The sequence below is a fragment of the Sphaerospermopsis sp. LEGE 08334 genome, from assembly GCF_015207205.1.
In the GTDB taxonomy this organism is placed as follows: Bacteria; Cyanobacteriota; Cyanobacteriia; order Cyanobacteriales; family Nostocaceae; genus Sphaerospermopsis.
Map to the genome: position 1 here is coordinate 1 of NZ_JADEXH010000071.1, position 18,072 is coordinate 18,072.

The 18,072-nt window shown below is 38.8% G+C and carries 12 protein-coding genes and 1 pseudogene; 6 read left to right on the forward strand and 7 right to left on the reverse strand.

Features of this window, described 5'->3' with window-relative positions; all coding sequences use genetic code 11:
- The first annotated feature begins 128 nt into the window (after nt 1-128).
- Complete coding sequence (locus IQ237_RS24580) at nt 129-1,487, forward strand: NAD(P)/FAD-dependent oxidoreductase (protein ID WP_194059844.1); 1,359 nt, start codon at nt 129-131, stop codon at nt 1,485-1,487.
- A 400-nt stretch (nt 1,488-1,887) separates the two neighbouring features.
- On the opposite strand, the gene IQ237_RS24585 is transcribed toward IQ237_RS24580, so the two are convergent.
- From IQ237_RS24585 to IQ237_RS24600, 4 genes and pseudogenes are all read right to left on the reverse strand, one after another.
- The gene (locus IQ237_RS24585) at nt 1,888-3,849 is read right to left on the reverse strand and encodes a bifunctional aldolase/short-chain dehydrogenase (RefSeq protein WP_194059846.1); all 1,962 of its coding nucleotides are present in this window, start codon (nt 3,847-3,849) and stop codon (nt 1,888-1,890) included.
- 327 nt (nt 3,850-4,176) lie between these two features.
- Entirely contained in the window at nt 4,177-6,165 is a 1,989-nt protein-coding gene (gene thiO, locus IQ237_RS26775) for a glycine oxidase ThiO (protein WP_194059848.1), read from the reverse strand.
- Between the two features lie 130 nt (nt 6,166-6,295).
- Nucleotides 6,296-6,733, reverse strand: a complete 438-nt coding sequence (locus IQ237_RS24595; protein ID WP_194059850.1) for a hypothetical protein — start codon at nt 6,731-6,733, stop codon at nt 6,296-6,298.
- Between the two features lie 17 nt (nt 6,734-6,750).
- A pseudogene (locus IQ237_RS24600) lies at nt 6,751-7,114 on the reverse strand (2Fe-2S iron-sulfur cluster-binding protein).
- A 138-nt stretch (nt 7,115-7,252) separates the two neighbouring features.
- On the opposite strand from IQ237_RS24600, the gene cimA reads away from it, so the two are divergent.
- Nucleotides 7,253-8,890 (forward strand): citramalate synthase, encoded by a 1,638-nt coding sequence (gene cimA / locus IQ237_RS24605; protein ID WP_194059852.1) that lies wholly within the window; start codon nt 7,253-7,255, stop codon nt 8,888-8,890.
- A gap of 905 nt (nt 8,891-9,795) precedes the next feature.
- Here cimA and IQ237_RS24610 read toward each other — a convergent pair.
- Nucleotides 9,796-10,305, reverse strand: a complete 510-nt coding sequence (locus tag IQ237_RS24610; RefSeq protein ID WP_194059854.1) for a DUF29 family protein — start codon at nt 10,303-10,305, stop codon at nt 9,796-9,798.
- Between the two features lie 500 nt (nt 10,306-10,805).
- On the opposite strand from IQ237_RS24610, the gene IQ237_RS24615 reads away from it, so the two are divergent.
- Both IQ237_RS24615 and IQ237_RS24620 read left to right on the forward strand, forming a co-directional pair.
- Nucleotides 10,806-12,278, forward strand: coding sequence for a TldD/PmbA family protein (locus IQ237_RS24615; protein WP_194059856.1), 1,473 nt, complete (start codon nt 10,806-10,808; stop codon nt 12,276-12,278).
- 111 nt (nt 12,279-12,389) lie between these two features.
- Nucleotides 12,390-13,730: a TldD/PmbA family protein gene (locus tag IQ237_RS24620; RefSeq protein ID WP_194059858.1), complete on the forward strand. Its 1,341-nt coding sequence runs from the start codon at nt 12,390-12,392 to the stop codon at nt 13,728-13,730.
- A gap of 139 nt (nt 13,731-13,869) precedes the next feature.
- Here the strand turns inward: IQ237_RS24620 and IQ237_RS24625 are convergent, their stop codons facing one another.
- Both IQ237_RS24625 and IQ237_RS24630 read right to left on the reverse strand, forming a co-directional pair.
- Nucleotides 13,870-14,865, reverse strand: coding sequence for a pentapeptide repeat-containing protein (locus IQ237_RS24625; protein WP_194059860.1), 996 nt, complete (start codon nt 14,863-14,865; stop codon nt 13,870-13,872).
- Between the two features lie 76 nt (nt 14,866-14,941).
- Complete coding sequence (locus tag IQ237_RS24630) at nt 14,942-15,820, reverse strand: hypothetical protein (RefSeq protein ID WP_194059862.1); 879 nt, start codon at nt 15,818-15,820, stop codon at nt 14,942-14,944.
- Between the two features lie 240 nt (nt 15,821-16,060).
- Between IQ237_RS24630 and IQ237_RS24635 the strand changes: the two genes are divergently transcribed.
- Together IQ237_RS24635 and IQ237_RS24640 are read left to right on the forward strand one after the other, a co-directional pair.
- Nucleotides 16,061-17,275 carry an FAD-dependent oxidoreductase gene (locus tag IQ237_RS24635; protein ID WP_194059864.1) on the forward strand — a complete coding sequence of 405 codons (1,215 nt, stop codon included), beginning with the start codon at nt 16,061-16,063 and terminating at the stop codon, nt 17,273-17,275.
- Between the two features lie 191 nt (nt 17,276-17,466).
- Entirely contained in the window at nt 17,467-17,979 is a 513-nt protein-coding gene (locus IQ237_RS24640; protein ID WP_194059866.1) for a single-stranded DNA-binding protein, read from the forward strand.
- Nucleotides 17,980-18,072 lie beyond the last annotated feature (93 nt).

The following is an 18,072-nucleotide window of genomic DNA, read 5'->3' on the forward strand; positions in this document are numbered from 1 at the left end:
CACCCTGTCCCCTGCGATACTTTCCATTTTTTATCAGAAGTTCCAAATAGACAGAAAAATTTGTGACAACTTTGATACAAAAATGTTAAGAATAGTTACAGCATCAGTAATACAAGGAAACAATTCTTATGGTTGATTTACATGACAGAAAACCACCTCATCAGGTAGTGATCGTTGGTGGTGGCTTTGGTGGACTATATGCGGCTAAAGCACTAGCTAAAGCTAACGTCAACGTGACGCTGATAGATAAACGGAATTTTCACCTGTTTCAACCTTTGTTGTACCAAGTAGCTACTGGTGCTTTGTCTCCAGCAGATATTTCTTCTCCCTTGCGTTCTGTTCTCAGCAAAAGCAAAAATACTACTGTTTTGCTTGGTGAAGTGAATGATATTGACACCACAGAACAACAGGTGATGGTAAGTGGTGAAGCCGTGCCTTATGATACTTTGATTGTCGCTACTGGCGCGAAGCACTCTTATTTTGGTAAGGATAACTGGGAAGAGTTTGCACCGGGTTTGAAGACTGTAGAAGATGCTATTGAAATGCGTCGGCGAATTTTTATGGCGTTTGAAGCGGCGGAAAAAGAAACTGATCCTGCTAAACGTCGGGCTTTGTTAACTTTTGTAATTGTGGGTGGTGGTCCAACTGGGGTAGAATTAGCGGGGGCGATCGCCGAATTAGCAACCCAAACCCTCAAAGAAGACTTCCGCAACATCGACACCTCAGAAACTAAGGTTTTATTGCTAGAAGGTTTAGACAGAGTTCTCCCTCCCTTCGCACCAGAATTATCCCAAGAAGCGCAAGCATCTTTAGAGGCTTTGGGTGTAGATGTGCAAACCAAAACCCTGGTAACTAATATTGAAAATGATATTGTTACGATTAAGCAAGGTGACGAAGTAAAAACTATTGCTTCCAAAACCGTATTGTGGGCGGCTGGTGTCAAAGCCTCAGCAATGGGTAAAGTGTTAATGGACAAGACTGGGGCAGAATGCGATCGCGCTGGGCGTGTGATAGTTGAACCAGACCTCAGTATTAAAGGACACCCTAATATTTTTGTAGTGGGAGACTTAGCCCATTTTGCCCATCAAAACGGAAAACCCTTACCTGGAGTTGCGCCAGTAGCCATGCAAGAAGGGGAATATGTAGCCAAGCTCATACAAAAACGCATCAAAGGTGAAACCCTACCCCAATTTAACTATGTGGATAGAGGCAGTTTAGCAATGATTGGGCAACACGCCGCCGTTGTGGACTTAGGGTTTATAAAACTTAAAGGTTTCCTAGCTTGGTTTTTCTGGTTATTTATTCACATCTATTTCTTGATTGAATTTGATAACAAATTAGTAGTCATGATTCAATGGGTTTGGAATTATTTTACCCGCAATCGTGGCGCAAGATTAATTACAGGGAAAGATATGGTTAAACCTGTACCAGTGGAAAGTAATGGACATTATCAGCCGGTGAATACTAGACAACCATTGAATGTGTAGTTTTGTAGAGTGGGTTAATAACCCACCATTTTGATTTAAAATAGATGCAAACTCCCATTGGCTGAAAAAAGAATGCGGGCTTATTGTCATACGCCCGTATCTTTTGCTAATAATTAGACTGTAGTATCTAAATTCTGATATACTATAACCAGTAAGATTTTTTACGGTTTTACTTAACTTCTAACATGATAATTCCTCCATTATCAGTTGTAAATTATTTGTAAAAATCATGAAAATTTAATTGTGAATATCCAGGTAAAGTTCAAATTTGGAGATCGAAGACAGGTTGGAAGTTTGGAGACAAACTAGAATATATAATTTTCTGCAAAAATCAAATACAGCCCACATTTTTACCTCCTGTCTCCTCCTCCTATAGTAATCCGATATCAATCCTAAATCACTAAATCACTCTTTCATTCCCTCCATCAATGGGAATATTAGCAGCAGTTGTTTTCATAAATAAATTACCACACATTTCCGCTGCTAATTCGCCTACGTCATGGCTAGTGATTTCAACTTGCAGCAGATTATTAGTTTTATATTCTTCTACCGTTAAACCATAAGCAGCAGCACGAGAATTTAATACTTCTTCTGTCCAAATTCCCGTATCAAAAACTGCATTTGGATGTACAGAATTAATGCGAATTTTATCTTGACTCCATTCTAAAGCCGCAACTCTTGTTAATTGATTTAATGCAGCTTTAGAAGCCGAATATGCTGCTGCACCAACTCCAGGTGCATAGACATTTTTCGAGCCAATTATGACTACTCTACCGCCTTTAGGTGCTAATTTTAAATAGTAATGACTTTCTCGCATTAAAATTAAGTTAGCATCCAAATTGATATCCATTACCTTACGCCATTCCTGGGTTGATAAATCTTTAATATGACAACCACGAGGAAAGATGCCAGCATTCAGAATTAAGATGTCTAAACCGCCAAATTTACCAATAGCTGTTTCTAGGGCTTGAGTAATTGCATTTTCATCGGTTACATCACAGGTTATTCCTAAAAAATCAGGACGTTTATAAAGGGTTTCAATTTGAGAATTAATATCTAAACCAACAACCGCAGCACCTCTTTTTAGAAGAGATTCTACACAGGCTTTACCAATTCCAGAAGCTGCTCCTGTAACTAAGGCAATTTCTCCAGTAAAGGGGGGTTCTTTTCCTGATTTTTTTAATTTTGCTTGCTCTAAATCCCAATATTCTACTTGAAAAATATCTTTGCCTGATAAAGCTTGATATTGGTCTAAATTGGTGGCAGTTTCTATGATATCAATGGTGTGATCATAGATGTCGGCAACAATATTTGTTGATTTAATATCCTTACCAATTGTACATAGTCCTAATTCTGGATCAAGGATTACTCTGGGAATGGTATCTAATATGGTATGTTCAGGACTGGAATAGGTTTTAAAATAGTCTTGATAAGCTTGACTATAAGCTTCGATATCTTGACCAATTAAAGGTAAGCGTTTAGTACGAATCACATGATCTGGTGTAGCTGGACCTTGTTGAGAAATGACAGCAATATCTTTTCTGCTGGCAAAAGCAATATATTTAGACTCTCGATGACTGGATAAAATAACCGGAAAACCTGCTTTTGTTGATAGTTTATGACGTAATTTTGCTAATGTAGGAGCTAAAGATTTTTCTGCAAAAATACCACTGGGAGCAGGAACATAAGCTTGATTTTTCTGTAAATATTCTTCGGCTTCACTCACCAGTGAAATCATTCTTTCATAAGACTCTTGAGCAGTGTTGCCAAAGGAGAAAATACCATGATTCATCAAAACCATGCCGATGGTGTTTTCTCCTGCTTCTAGTGGGAATTTTTCACCACAAATTCTGGCTAAATCAAACCCTGGCATAATATAGGGAATTATGACAACTTGATCCCCATAAATTTCTTTGATTCTTTGGCAACCGTTGGGAGTATTGGTAATAGTGACAATGGCATCTGCATGGGTATGATCTACATATTTGTAGGGTAAGATAGCATGGAGAATTGTTTCCACTGAAGGAGAAGGTGCTGTAGCAATTGTCATTTGAGTTTTTAGCTCATTTACCATCTGAGGATCAGATAAAGCTGGCAGTTTAGCTAATTTTAATAAATGAGACATTCTCACGGGAGCAAAACCTTCTTTTTCGATGCTTGCTAAGTCCCAACCACTACCTTTTACATAAAGAATTTCTTCTATTTCTCCTACTAGGTTTTTTTCTTTGATTTTGACAGAAGTATTTCCTCCTCCATGTAAAACTAAAGCAGGATTTTTTCCTAAGAGACGAGATGTATATACTCGCAGTTCTAATTCTCCTTGATATTGGGCGGCTTCTTGCTCGTTCCAGAGATTTTTCATAATTGATTTTTGTTTGGCTATTTTTTCAGGGGAATTGATATTAATAAATCAATTAATATTATAATATTGTTATGGTAAGTTGTATAGAAAAATTTTCTTCTGGAATGATTCAAGTTCGGATGAAATTAGAAACTAATGGCTAATACTAATTCTCTATGAAGATGCGCTAAATTATATAACGAACCGCAAAGGACGCAAAGAACACAAAGAAAGAGGTTTGCAAATTTAGCGCAGTCTCATGAAGAAACGGTATAAAATATGAAACCTTTGTAAAGACGTTTTATGTAACGTCTCTACATCTATTACTGCCAAATGTCTAATACTAACTTAACCAGTAATAGTTCCCGTTAAGGGTGAACTCGCACTAGCATAGTTTTTAATTGGCATTCTTCCCGCTAAATAAGCTATGCGACCGGCTACGGTTGCTAAACCCATTGCATAAGCCATTGCAGGTGCATTTTCAGCTAGGGCGATCGCACTATTTATTAACAACGCATCTGCACCCAACTCCATCGCTTGTGCAGCTTCTGAAGGCGCACCAATACCCGCATCAACTACTACTGGCACTTTGGCATTTTCAATAATAATCTGAATATTGGCAGTAGTTTTCAACCCTTGTCCTGAACCAATAGGCGCAGCTAAAGGCATCACAGTGGCACAACCTAATTCTTCTAACCGTTTAGCCAACATGGGATCAGCATTAATATAAGGCAATACCGCAAAGCCTTCTTTTACCAACTGTTCTGCCGCTTGCAAAGTGCCAATGGGATCAGGTAATAAATATTTAGCGTCGGGTATAACTTCTAACTTGACAAAGTTATTATCTTCCTGTCCTAATAATTTCGCCATTTCCCGTCCTAACCTTGCTACCCGGATCGCTTCCTCGGCAGTTTGACAACCGGCAGTATTAGGCAACATCCAAATTTTACCCCAATCTAAAGCTTCTGCCAAACCTTCATGACCAGGGGCGTTAGTTTGTACCCTTCTCACAGCAACGGTAACAATTTGACAACCACTAGCGGCGACACTTTTCTGCATTTCTTCAATACTGCGATACTTTCCTGTTCCCGTCATCAAGCGAGATTGAAAGGTTTTACCAGCAATAACTAAACCTGAATCTTGTAAATTAAACTCCGCAGGTTGGAGAGATAAATTTTTACTATGTCCGTTAGTGAAATTAGCAGGATGGGTAAGCATGGATGTTGTAGTAGATGACTGAGTGGGAACGGGTGTATTTTGAAAGCGGGAATAATGGAAATGGGTTAAAAGTGGATCGGTTGTTTTTGATAAAATCACATCTGCAATTAAATTTGCTGTAACTGGTGCAAGCAAAATTCCATTGCGATAGTGACCAGTAGCCAAGGTTAAATTTTTACAATGACTTTCGCCTAAAATCGGTAATTCATCGGAGGTAGCAGGACGAAAACCCCACCACATTTCTTGAATGGGATAATCTGCTAATTGGGGAAAAAGACGGGTTGCAGCTTGAAGTAAACTTTGTATTCCTGCTGGTGTATTATCGGGAGTAAAACCGACATTTTCACTGGTAGCACCTAAAACAATAGAACGGTTACGACGGGGGACAATGTAAATATTTTCACCAAATAAAACCCTTGTTAAAGGTAATTCTTGTACAAATTCCGGTACTCGCAACCGCAACATTTGTCCTTTGCGGGGACTGACGGGTAAAGGTAATAATTGATTAGTCCAAGCACCAGCAGCTAAAAGATAATGGTCAGCCTTGAGAAAACCTATGTTAGTTTGAATACCGATAACTTGCCCTTGTTGTTGGGCGATCGCCTCAACCGTCACACCATCCTTAAATACTACACCCAAAGACTCAGCCGCAGTTCGCAGAACCTTAACCAAAGCCTGATTATCAACCTGGCCATTTTCAGGATACCACCAACCACCAACCACATCAGCACCTAAACCCGGTTGATATTCGTGAATAGCTGCTTTATCCAACCAGTAAGCTGGTGATTGGTGATTGGGAATAAATTCCTTTTTCTCCCCTGCCTCCTGATACACTGGGGCAAGGATACCACAAGGCCAATAACCTGTATTTAAACTTGTTAACTCTTCTAATTTACTAATCCAATCGGGATATAAAGAGAGCGATCGCCGACACAACTCAAGCATAGCAGCATCGGCGATATTTTCCGCATCAGGCGCTAACATTCCTGCGGCTGCATGGCTGGCTGCGACAGTAAAATCACGGCAAACGACAGTAACATTTGCACCCCGCAACTTTAACTCAACAGCGCAAGCCAACCCGATAATGCCACCACCAATAATTAAAACATCGTTAGTCATCAGTCAATAGTTATTAGTCATTAGTACATAACTAATAACCTATCAGGATTATTAATTGGTGATTGGTAATTGGTGATTGGTGATTGGTGATGGGGAAAAATAAAACTTCTAACCCATTACCCATTACCCATTACCACAAAGCGCGAATAGGTTGTTTATCTTGATCGATAGTACCTGAACTTGAGCTAGTATCTGTTGCAGAAGTAGAAGTAGAAGTATCAGTATCAGTATTATTTGAGCCTTGTATACTATCAGCAGAACCTGTAGGCGTAGTATTGGCATTACTTTGAGCTACACTGGTGCGGCGAGTATCATCAGAAAAATCATTTCTGTTAGTGTTAGTGTTAGTGTTGCTGGTTTCAGTGTTATTTCTGTTACCAGCGGTTGAATCATCTCTGCTGGCAGTGCTATTAACATTAATATTAGCTGGCAAAACACTAGACTCTCTTCTTCCTGGGGGAACATTAGCAGTTTGTTGTCCACCCATCGGAAAATTAATACCAAGTAACGTACCTAGTAAAATTGCCACGCCTCCAGCCATTAAAATTAAGGGAGTCCATCTACCCATCTTGTTTTGTCTCCTTTTTAACCTTCTGGTGTCCAAACTATCTCAGAACCTTGACCCCAAAAACCATCAAATTTTGTCACCTTCACATCACCTAAAACCTGAGTTTGACAAGCTAAACGCAAATCAGATGTAGGAGAATGGGGAGGAAGCGAATGCGCTAAGGCGCACGCTACGCTAACGCCGCGTTAGATCACGCCAATTTGCTGCTGACACTTCGCCTTCTACCTTAACCGCACAAGTACCACAACTGCCAATACCCCGACAGTTTATTATCTGAGAACCACCGTTATGGAAGTCAACACCATTTTTTAGCAGCACTTTTCTTAAATTGGCTTTGTTTTCACACTCAATTAATTTACCTTGAGCTAGAACTTTAGGCATATTTAAATTACCAAACTAAATTAAACGAGGGAACAGGGAATAGGGAATAGGGAATAGGAAAATACAAAAGTTACAATTTTCATTTCTCCTGCCTCCTGCCTTCTGACTCCTGACTCCTGACTCCTGACTCCTGAACTTATGAACAAAACTACCTCTCCTCAAATTTGGTTATATGACACTACTCTCCGTGATGGTACTCAACGGGAAGGTTTATCAGTGTCTATAGAAGATAAGTTACGCATTGCCCACAGACTAGATCAACTAGGTATACCATTTATTGAAGGTGGTTGGCCAGGGGCGAATCCTAAAGATGTCCAGTTTTTCTGGCAACTTCAAGACAACCCCCTCAAACAAGCGGAGATAGTTCCTTTCTGTTCCACCCGTCGTCCCCATACCCAAGTTAGTAATGAACCCATGTTACAAGCGATTTTGGCGGCTGGTACGCGCTGGGTGACAATTTTCGGGAAATCTTGGGATTTGCACGTTACAGAAGGACTCAAGACCAGTCTGGATGAAAATTTAGCCATGATCCGCGACACGATTGAGTATTTACGCTCTCAGGGACGGCGTGTAATTTATGATGCTGAACATTGGTTTGATGGTTATAAGCAAAATCCTGATTATGCTTTACAGACACTAACAACAGCCGCAAAAGCGGGGGCGGAATGGTTGGTTTTATGTGATACCAATGGCGGAACTTTACCCCATGAAGTTTCTCAAATTGTCTCAGTTGTCGTCAGGGAAATAGGAAATACAGAAAAAACTCTTACCCAATCACCAATTCCCCAAATAGGAATACATACTCATAATGATTCGGAAATGGCGGTTGCTAATGCTATAGCAGCAGTCATGGCAGGTGCAAAAATGGTACAAGGAACTATAAATGGTTATGGTGAACGCTGCGGTAATGCTAACCTGTGTTCTCTGATTCCTAATTTACAGCTAAAGCTTGGTTATAGTTGTATCAGTGAACACCAGCTACATCAACTTACAGAAACCAGTCGTTTTGTGAGTGAAGTTGTCAATCTCGCACCTGATGATCATGCACCCTATGTAGGACGTTCAGCTTTTGCTCATAAAGGTGGGATTCATGTTTCTGCGGTGGAACGTAATCCTTTAACTTATGAACATATTACACCTGAACAAGTAGGAAATCGTCGTCGCATTGTCATTTCTGAACAGTCTGGTTTAAGCAATGTTTTAGCTAAAGCTCGCACTTTGGGAATAGAATTAGATAAAAATGATCCCCAAACTAAACACATTCTCCAACGCATGAAAGACTTGGAAAGTGAAGGTTATCAATTTGAAGCTGCGGAAGCTAGTTTTGCTTTATTAATGTATACAGCTTTAGGACTAAGACAGGAGTTTTTTGAAGTTCAAGGTTTTCATGTTAATTGTGATTTAGTGGAAGGGAAAAAAAGCACAAATTCTTTAGCTACAATTAAAGTAGCTGTCAATGGTAAAAATATTCTGGAAGCAGCAGAAGGTAATGGTCCAGTTGCGGCTTTGGATGCAGCTTTGCGTAAGGCTTTGATCAATTTTTATCCGCAAATTGCTGAGTTTGAATTAACTGATTATAAGGTAAGAATCCTCAACGGAAATACAGGAACATCAGCAAAAACTCGCGCTTTGGTTGAGTCGGGAAATGGTCAAAAACGCTGGACAACTATCGGAGTTTCTGCTAATATTTTAGAAGCTTCTTATCAAGCTGTAGTTGAAGGTTTGGAATATGGATTATTGCTGCATTTCCAAGCAGAAAAATCATTGAAAATTTAGCATTGATCTAACTGTGATCAAATTGTCTGAATCAGGATATCCAGGATTTCAGGATTTACAGGATTTTTGATGATTTATAATTTGGCGATCGCTCTTTTTCCCACTGCATGAAATCTCACAATCCCCATTTACAGGATTTTTGTGATTTTTTTGTTTTCAGACTTGACAAGGCACAAATTTTTTTGTACACTCATGTTATGAGTGGAAATCTGTGGGCGCATATATAGTAAATTTTTCAACATTCAACATCTTGATTTTCAACCACATTCAAAAATCCCCAAAAACATTACATAAAATCTCATCCTGTACATCCTCAAATCCTGGACATCCTGATTCAGACAAAATCCCATTTTTTTTATTCCTTCAAGACTTGACAAGGCACAATTTTTTTTGTACACTCATGTTATGAGTGGAAATCTATGGGCGCATATATAGTAAAATTTTCAACCTTCAACATCTTGATTTTCAACCACATTCAAAAATCCCCAAAAACATTACATAAAATCTCATCCTGTACATCCTCAAATCCTGGACATCCTGATTCAGACAATTTTCAGGATCATCATTTTCTCACAGATTGAAAAACCTCATCACCAATTAATCAATCATAATCCTGTACATCCTTAAATCCTGGACATCCTGATTCAGACAAAATCCCATTTTTTTTATTCCTTCAAGACTTGACAAGGCAGAAAATTTACCGTACACTTATGTTATGAGTAGAAATCCGTGGGCGCATATATAGTAAATTCTTCAACCTTCAACATCGTAAAATTTCACCCACATTCAAAAAATCCCCAAAAGCAATACATAAAATCTCATCCTGTAAATCCTTAAATCCTGGACATCCTGATTCAGACAAAATCCTATTTTTTTATTCCTTATCATATAATCATTAATCAATTTTACTGCCAATCATCTCCACCAACCAACTGAGCGATATAATCATCCATAATTGCTGGTAACTCCTTAGCAGAATAAACATAAGTTAAAGACAACAATTTATTTGCAATAGCTAAAATCTCATCTTTATCTATAATTCCAGCAAGTTGCGAACGACTATATTTACCGTTCATTACCTCAAAACTAGCGTCAACTATCGCATCCTCAATTACTTCTTCCTCAATTAAATTAGTCCATTCATCTTCATTCATATAATAGGATTTTTTATGATCCTTCAAATTGATCTTTTTAATTTCTCTAATAGCATTACGAATAGAAGCAACCCAAGATGCAGTTAATCTCTGTTCAACTTGGTTTTTAATCAAATGAATCAATAAAATTTTTACATAAGATTGGATATTTCGCAGAATAGCTTGTTTACTCATTCCTTCCAATTCATCTACAATTTCCAAAGCTTCTGCATAACGTCCTTGTAAAATACTATTTCTGAGGTCTATTAATTCCTGAGTCATCGCTTCTAACCTCAAACCATCAAAAAACCAAAATCCTAATTTATCCTTTCATCTTACCAAATTCTCATCAAACTATCGAAAATACCAGGATGCAAATTCTTAAATCCTAGACATCCAAACTTAAACAATTCAAAACCTGTTATCTAAAACCTGTTATATATGGCGCGGATAGATTTCTAGATATAAGAAAAATATAGCAAAACTCAGAACAACTGTCAACCCCCTAGCTGAAATTACCAAAACTCGTTAAATTATTGACATCATTCTCAATAATATTGAGAAACTACCCACTCTTATTGATAGAAATCTTTTTTTTCCAAAATCCCATACAAATTACTTATACCTCTCTGCGACTCTGCGCCTCTGCGTGAGATAAAAAAACCAAGATAATAAAGTGAGGAAACCTCTACAGCCTAAATGCCCACAGCGACTTAAATAGATTTGTTAGACTGAATACACCAGGATATTTTCAGTCAAAACGCCAGCAGACGAGGCCCTTCATGCTTACAAATACCCTACTTCTTTCCAATCAACTCCCCAGCTTACAATATTCATCAACAACAGAACGCTTCGACGACACCTGGGAAGCGCCCCTGGCCACCCTTTTGGGACTAGGACGCGCTGCTGGTGCAGATTTTGTAGAATTTTTCTTAGAACGTCGTAACTACATTAGTTGTTTAGCAGAAGACGACACCATTACCAGCATCTCACCCAGTTTAGCCAGTGGTGCAGGAGTGAGAGTATTTCGCGGTAAAGCCGACTGTTACGTTAGCACCAATAACCTGACATTTGCTGGACTAAAAGCAGCCTTAGAAAAAGGTTTGTCTATCCTGGGATTACAACTACCCGGACCAAGTGCTTTCATCCCCGAAACCAACCTAGAATTATTGAGAGACTACGCTACCAAACGCGGTAAAGATGGCTGGCTCCCTTTGTGTAGTTCCATCCGCGAAATGGGAGAAATTCTCCTTGATGGTACAGCCCAACTCAACAAAAAAGCTACCCACGTTCAATCTCGCCGCGCTACCTACTTCCGTGACTGGCAAGAAGTATTAGTTGCTGCCAGTGATGGCACATTTGCCCGTGATATTCGCCTCACCCAGTCCGTCGGCTTTAATATTCTCTGCGCTGACGGTGCGAACCGTGCTTCCATCGGTGAACGTGCCGGAAACACCAGTGATCCCAACTTCCTGAAAACCTGGGATTATCAACAAGCTGCTGAACAAATTGCCGAATCAGCGGGTAAAATGCTATATGCAGATTACGTAGAATCAGGAAATTACCCCATTATTATGGCCAACCACTTTGGGGGAGTAATATTCCATGAAGCTTGTGGACATTTACTAGAAACTACCCAAATTGAACGCAAAACCACACCATTTGCTGATAAAAAAGGCGAAAAAATTGCCCATGAAAGTTTAACAGCTTGGGATGAAGGACGTTCTGACAATGCCTTCGGTACAATAGATATGGATGACGAAGGAATGCCCGCCCAAAGAACATTATTAATAGAAAAAGGTGTTCTCAAAAACTTCCTTGCTGATAGAACCGGTTCAGTGAGAACTGGACACCCCAGAACAGGCAGTGGTCGCCGTCAAAATTACACATTTGCTGCTGCAAGTCGCATGAGAAACACATATATTGATACCGGCGAATACAGCAACGAAGATTTATTTGCTTCCATTGATAAAGGTATTTACTGTAAAAAAATGGGAGGCGGAAGTGTAGGCGCAACCGGTCAATTTAACTTTAGTGTTGATGAAGCTTATTTAATAGAAAACGGCAAAATTACCAAACCATTAAAAGGTGCTACCCTCATCGGCGAAGCAAAAGAAATTATGAACAAAATTTCAATGTGTTCTAAAGATTTAGAACTAGCACCTGGTTTTTGTGGTTCTGTTAGTGGCAGCATTTACACCACAGTAGGACAACCTCACATTAAAGTTGATTCCATTACTGTTGGTGGACGATAAAAACAACAAATACAACACATCAAAATCATTGAGATGAAAACAGATAAACCATATAATCTGCGTTTATCTGCGTTCATCTGCGTTCAAAAATCTAAAATCTAAAATCCCATCATGTCTAACATTCAAGAAATCGCTAAATACGCCCAAGAAAACGCCCAAAAACTAGGCATTAAAAAATTTGACATTTACGGTTCAACAGTAGACGATACCAGCGTGCAAGTTGACCAGGGAGAACCCAAACAAGTGAAAGCTTCCAACCGTTCTGGTGTTACAGTTCGAGTTTGGAACGAAGAAAATACAATGGGTGTCACCAGTACCACAGATGTAGACCCCAAAGGCTTAGAATTAGCTTTACAAACAGCTTACGAAGCTAGTTTTTTTGGAGTGAAAGAAAACGTTCCTGATTTTAGTCCACAAGCAACAATTCCCATTGAATATACTCCTAAAGAAAAAGCACCTCAAGCACCTGTTTCTGAACTCATTGAAAAATTATTAGTAGCAGAAAAAGAACTTTTAGCTGCTCATCCTGCCATTACAGGAGTGCCTTATAATGGTTTAGCACAAAGAGATATTGACCGTTTTTATCTCAATAGTGATGGTGCTTTAAGAAAGGAATCTCATTCTTTTGCGTCAGTTTATCTGTATAGTAAAACCGAGGAAGAAGGGAAAAAACCCCGCAGTGCAGGAGCATATCGAGTTAAGGAAAATTTAGCTGATTTAGATATTGCTGGTTGTATTAAAGAAACCGCAGATAAAACTATCAGTCATTTGCATTATGAAAAAATCAAAACTGGTAAATACCAAGTTGTTTTTTCTGCTGAAGCTTTCTTGAGTTTATTGGGTGCATTTTCTAATTTATTTAATGCCCAAAATATTCTAGATAATCAAAGTTTATCCAAAGCTGAAGATATCGGTAAAGAAATTGCTTCACCTTTACTTTCAGTTTATGATGATGCCTTACATCCTGCTAATGTGGGTGCGGAAAGTTTTGATGGTGAAGGTACACCAACCCGTCAAGTAAAGTTAATAGAAAAAGGTGTTTTAACCAGCTTTTTACATAGTGCGGGAACTGCAAAACGGTTAAATGCCCAACCTACAGGTAATGCTAGTATTGGTGCAAAGGTGAGTGTTGGTCCCAATTTTTATCATGTTTTTGCCGCAGGTACACCAGAAAAAGAATTAAGTTTAGAAACAGCGGAAAATGTGATTTTAATTGATGATTTACAAGCTCTTCATGCAGGTGTTAAGGCTTTACAAGGTTCGTTTTCTTTGCCTTTTGATGGTTGGTTAGTGAATAAAGGTGAGAAAATTAGTATTGAGTCAGCAACGGTAGCTGGTGATTTTCTGGAGTTGCTGAAATCTATTGTTTATGTGGAGAAAGAAGCTGAATTAACACCTGGGGGAGTTTGTCCTAGAGTTTGGGTAAGTGAACTTTCTATTACTGGGGAGTAATATCTAGCAGGAGTCAGGAGTCAGGAGTTATTTATTTTGGATTTTGGATTTTGGATTTTGGATTGTTTTTGTTAACTCCAATCTAAAATCTAAAATCTAAAATCTAAAATTTTTTACCCAGTCCCCAGTCCCCAGTCACCTAATATTGAACTGTGCCATCAGGCATTACCGCTTCACGTAAATTTGCACCCATGAAATTGGCGCTACTCATTTCTGCTTTGAACAAATTTGCCTTATTTAAATTAGCGCATCTCAAGTCTGTTTTAGCCAGATAAGCATCAACTAAATCTGTTTCTGTAAGGTTAGCTTCACATAGGATAGCACGACTTAAATCTGCTCTACTGAGTCTAGCAAAACTCAGGTTAGCTCGATTCATTTTCGCTCTCGTTAGTTTAGCATCTGCCATCAATGCACCAGATAAATTAATATCTATAAGGTTGCTATCTATTAAATTTGAACGTTCTAGTCTAGAATTAATTAAGTTAGCGCCGGATAAATTAGCACCACTTAAATTAATATCACTCAAAGAGGCATTATATAAAATTGCTTCACTCAAGTTAGCACCACTGAGATTAACACCACGCAATGTTGCTTCACTCAAGTTAGCACCACTCAAATTCACTTTACTTAAGTCTGCACCAGTTAAATCAGCACCCCGTAAATCAGCTTTTTGTAAGTTAGTACCCCGGAGATTAGCAGGAGGATAACCTCTTTTTTCTTCTCGCAGATTAGCACCACGCATACACACACCTGTGAGGTTAGCACCACTGAGATTAGCTCCCCGCAAATCAGCATTCATTAAGTTAGCATCTAGCATATCTGCTAAGGTTAAATCGGCTATCTGTAAATCAGCACCTTGTAAACTTGCTCCATGTAAATCAGCATTTTGTAAGTTGGCGTTGACTAATCTTGCCTGATTTAAATTAGCACCACTGAGATTTGTATACATGAGGTTTGCTTTATCCAAGATTGACCGACTCAGATAGGTAAACACTAGCATAGCATGACTCAAGTTGGCTTTATTTAAGTTTACACCAATCAAGTCTGCACCAAATAAATTTACTCCTCTGAGTTGGGCTTCCACAAATTTAGTTTCTCCATCTGCATATCGCTTCAGAAGTTCATTAGCATCCATATTTTTCGCTTTTAGTTTTCAGAATATTTATTGGCAAATTTTTCCTAAATCAAAAATACTCAATCCAAAATTATGATTAATTTCTTTTGTGTATATTCATATTAGGAGGAGATATCAGTTGACAGGTATTATCTTGGTCATTTTCATCATAAAAGTAGTCGAGATCCTCATCAATATTAGTTGGGGCAGTATCATGATGAGTGTTAGCAATGGTTATAGTTTCTGGAGGTGAATAACTTTGCACAGGTTGATATTGATTCGTATTGTAGGAAATATCGCTATAAAAACCCTGCATAAATTGCATAATTGCTCCTGCTGCTTGAGTCTCTTCATACTCGTTTCCTAAAGAGATTACAGCATGATTGAGTTTAGATTCAAGTTCTGTGATAGTCGCACAAGAATCAAATAATTTCTCTAATAAATCATCAAGTCCTTCGGCTTTGAGTTTTAACCAGTCTTCTTCTAGAAAATGACTTTTATTATACAAAGCAAAGTATAAAACTAATTTCGCCCTGAGTGGGTTGGTATACTGCATAATATTTTGCCGTAAATCAAATTTATTGTATTCAATTTTGACTTGATAGTTGCTGAAGTTCTCTAAGATATTGGATGGTGTTGGCGGTTGAGATTGATTAAATATTATTCCTGTTAATTCTTCATTTATTACATATAATTTTTCGACTTCATTTAAAATTAAATTGGCGATTAGAGAGTATTCACGTGGTTTACTGAGAGTATTCACAATTTGATATAAACTATAATTCAGATGTTCTACTGTGGGATTGAAACTGCACAATTCCTGAATTAATTCTGTTAAGTTAAATCTTTCTAGTATATTTTGATCATTCTGCCAATCATGCTTACAAGCGCAGTATATTAATTTTTTAATTCGCAGGTAATTTTCATCTGTCTCTAAATTTTTGGCGACTTGATCAAGGGTAGAGTTAGTGATCATCAGTAAGACTCCAGCACAAGTATCATATAGTTATAAATTATAGCTGTGGTTTCCCCTATTGGGTAAAAAATTTGTCTATTTGTATAGTTTAATAAAAATTAAAATTCTGTGACAAAATATAACAAACCTCCTGACAGATAGGTGAAAGCTATTCGCATAGCATGGCAAAAGTTAGGTAGGTAATAATTAAGTTACAGTTACTAACCTGGAAATTCTCCTGCTTTGTTTTTAGGAGGTTTTATGAACAATGAACAGGAAATTATAGATATCCAAAATACGGATTGTTGTATTGTTGGTGGTGGACCTGCTGGGGTTATATTGTCTCTACTATTAGCCCGTCAGGGTATTGCAGTAGTGTTGTTGGAAGCACATCAGGATTTTGATCGAGATTTTCGGGGTGATACTATTCACCCATCGGTAATGCAGATCATGGAAGAGTTAAATTTGAGCGATCGCATTTTACAATTACCCCATACAAAAATGTCCCGTCTTAATGTACATACTGCGGACGCTACGGTTACTTTAGCCGATTTTAGTCATTTAAACACTCGCTATCCTTATATAGTCATGCTACCCCAGGTGCGATTTTTGAACTTTATCACCCAAGAAGCCGAACAGTACCCGAATTTTACCTTAATCCTGGGTGCAAATGTCCAAGAATTAATTACGGAAAATGGGGTAGTTCAAGGTGTACGTTATCGTGGTCAAGGTGGTTGGCATGAGGTCCGAGCTACACTAACAGTAGGTGCGGATGGTCGTTATTCCAAATTAAGACAATTAGGCGGTTTTGAGTCCGTAGAAACTTCCCCACCTATGGATGTCCTTTGGTTTCGTCTTCCCCGTCAACCAGAAGAATTTGCCGGCGGTATGGGTCGTTTCGGTGCTGGTAAAATTGTGGTGATGCTAGATCGGGGTGAGGAATGGCAGCTTGGTTATGTCATCCCCAAAGGTGGGTATCAAAAGTTGCGTGCTGCTGGTTTAGCAGCTTTAAAAAATTATCTCATTGAGGTAGTACCAGAATTAAATAATCGCATAGAAATTTTACAAGATTGGTCACAAATAGCTTTTCTCTCTGTTCAGTCCAGTCGGGTTAAACGCTGGTATCGTTCGGGTTTGTTACTGATCGGTGATGCAGCCCATATCATGTCCCCTGTGGGTGGCGTGGGTATCAACTATGCAATTCAGGATGCTGTTGTTACCGCAAATATATTGAGTAAACCTCTGAAAAACCATCATGTTGAAATTAGCGATTTAGCAAAAGTACAGCAGCATCGAGAATTACCTACAAGGATAATTCAAGCGTTTCAGAAGTTGATACAAAAGCGGATATTTGCCCCTATTCTCACTGAAAACCAAACTTTTCAACCACCTTTAATATTACGTCTACCGATTTTACGGTATCTTCCTGCCCGGTTAATTGCTTTGGGTGTTTTTCCTGTTCATGTTCAGATTTAACAATTTAATGGTATACTTGTACTATTGCAGAATTAAATGCTCGTTCCGGTCAGGTGGAGTGCGTGGACAACTATTGATGGTTGTTTAACGTTCTCCCTTGACTTTTGTTATGTGCTGTTTGACTGTTAAGCTAAATTGGGATAATTAATTTCCTAAAAATTGTCAAGAGTGATTTATTAGGGGGAAATACTATGAACAGTTGTATTTTAATGGCGGAAATTTATGATGCTCCCCAACTGCGACACACACCAGACGGGTTGGAAATAACAGAAATGATCGTTCATGTAGCGGGGTTGCGCCCAGATGATCCAACACATCCTTTGAAAGTGGTAAGTTGGGGTAACTTAGCAAAAGAAATCCATCAAAATTATCATCCAGGCGATCGCGTGATCATCGAAGGACGCTTAGGGATGAATACCTTTGAGCGTCCTGAAGGTTTTAAAGAAAAACGTGCTGAGTTGACAGTACAACGAATTCATGCTATGAGCCAAAGTGTACCAACGAATCAACCAGCAGCACAACGTCCCCTAGAAATTGTCAATCATCAACCAAGTAGACCTGCACAAACCCCAACTACAACATTTACAAATCCCACACCCCAACCAACCACCCCTGAACCAGTCTATCAACCTGTAAGTTCTCAACCTCCATCCTATCAACCCATGACAGAAGCAGAACCCGATCCAGACGACATTCCATTTTAGGTAATTGGTGATTGGTGATTGGTGATTGGTGATTGGGAAAAAAACAAATAACTTCCCCCTGCTCCCTGCTCCCTGCTCCCCTGCTTCTTACCC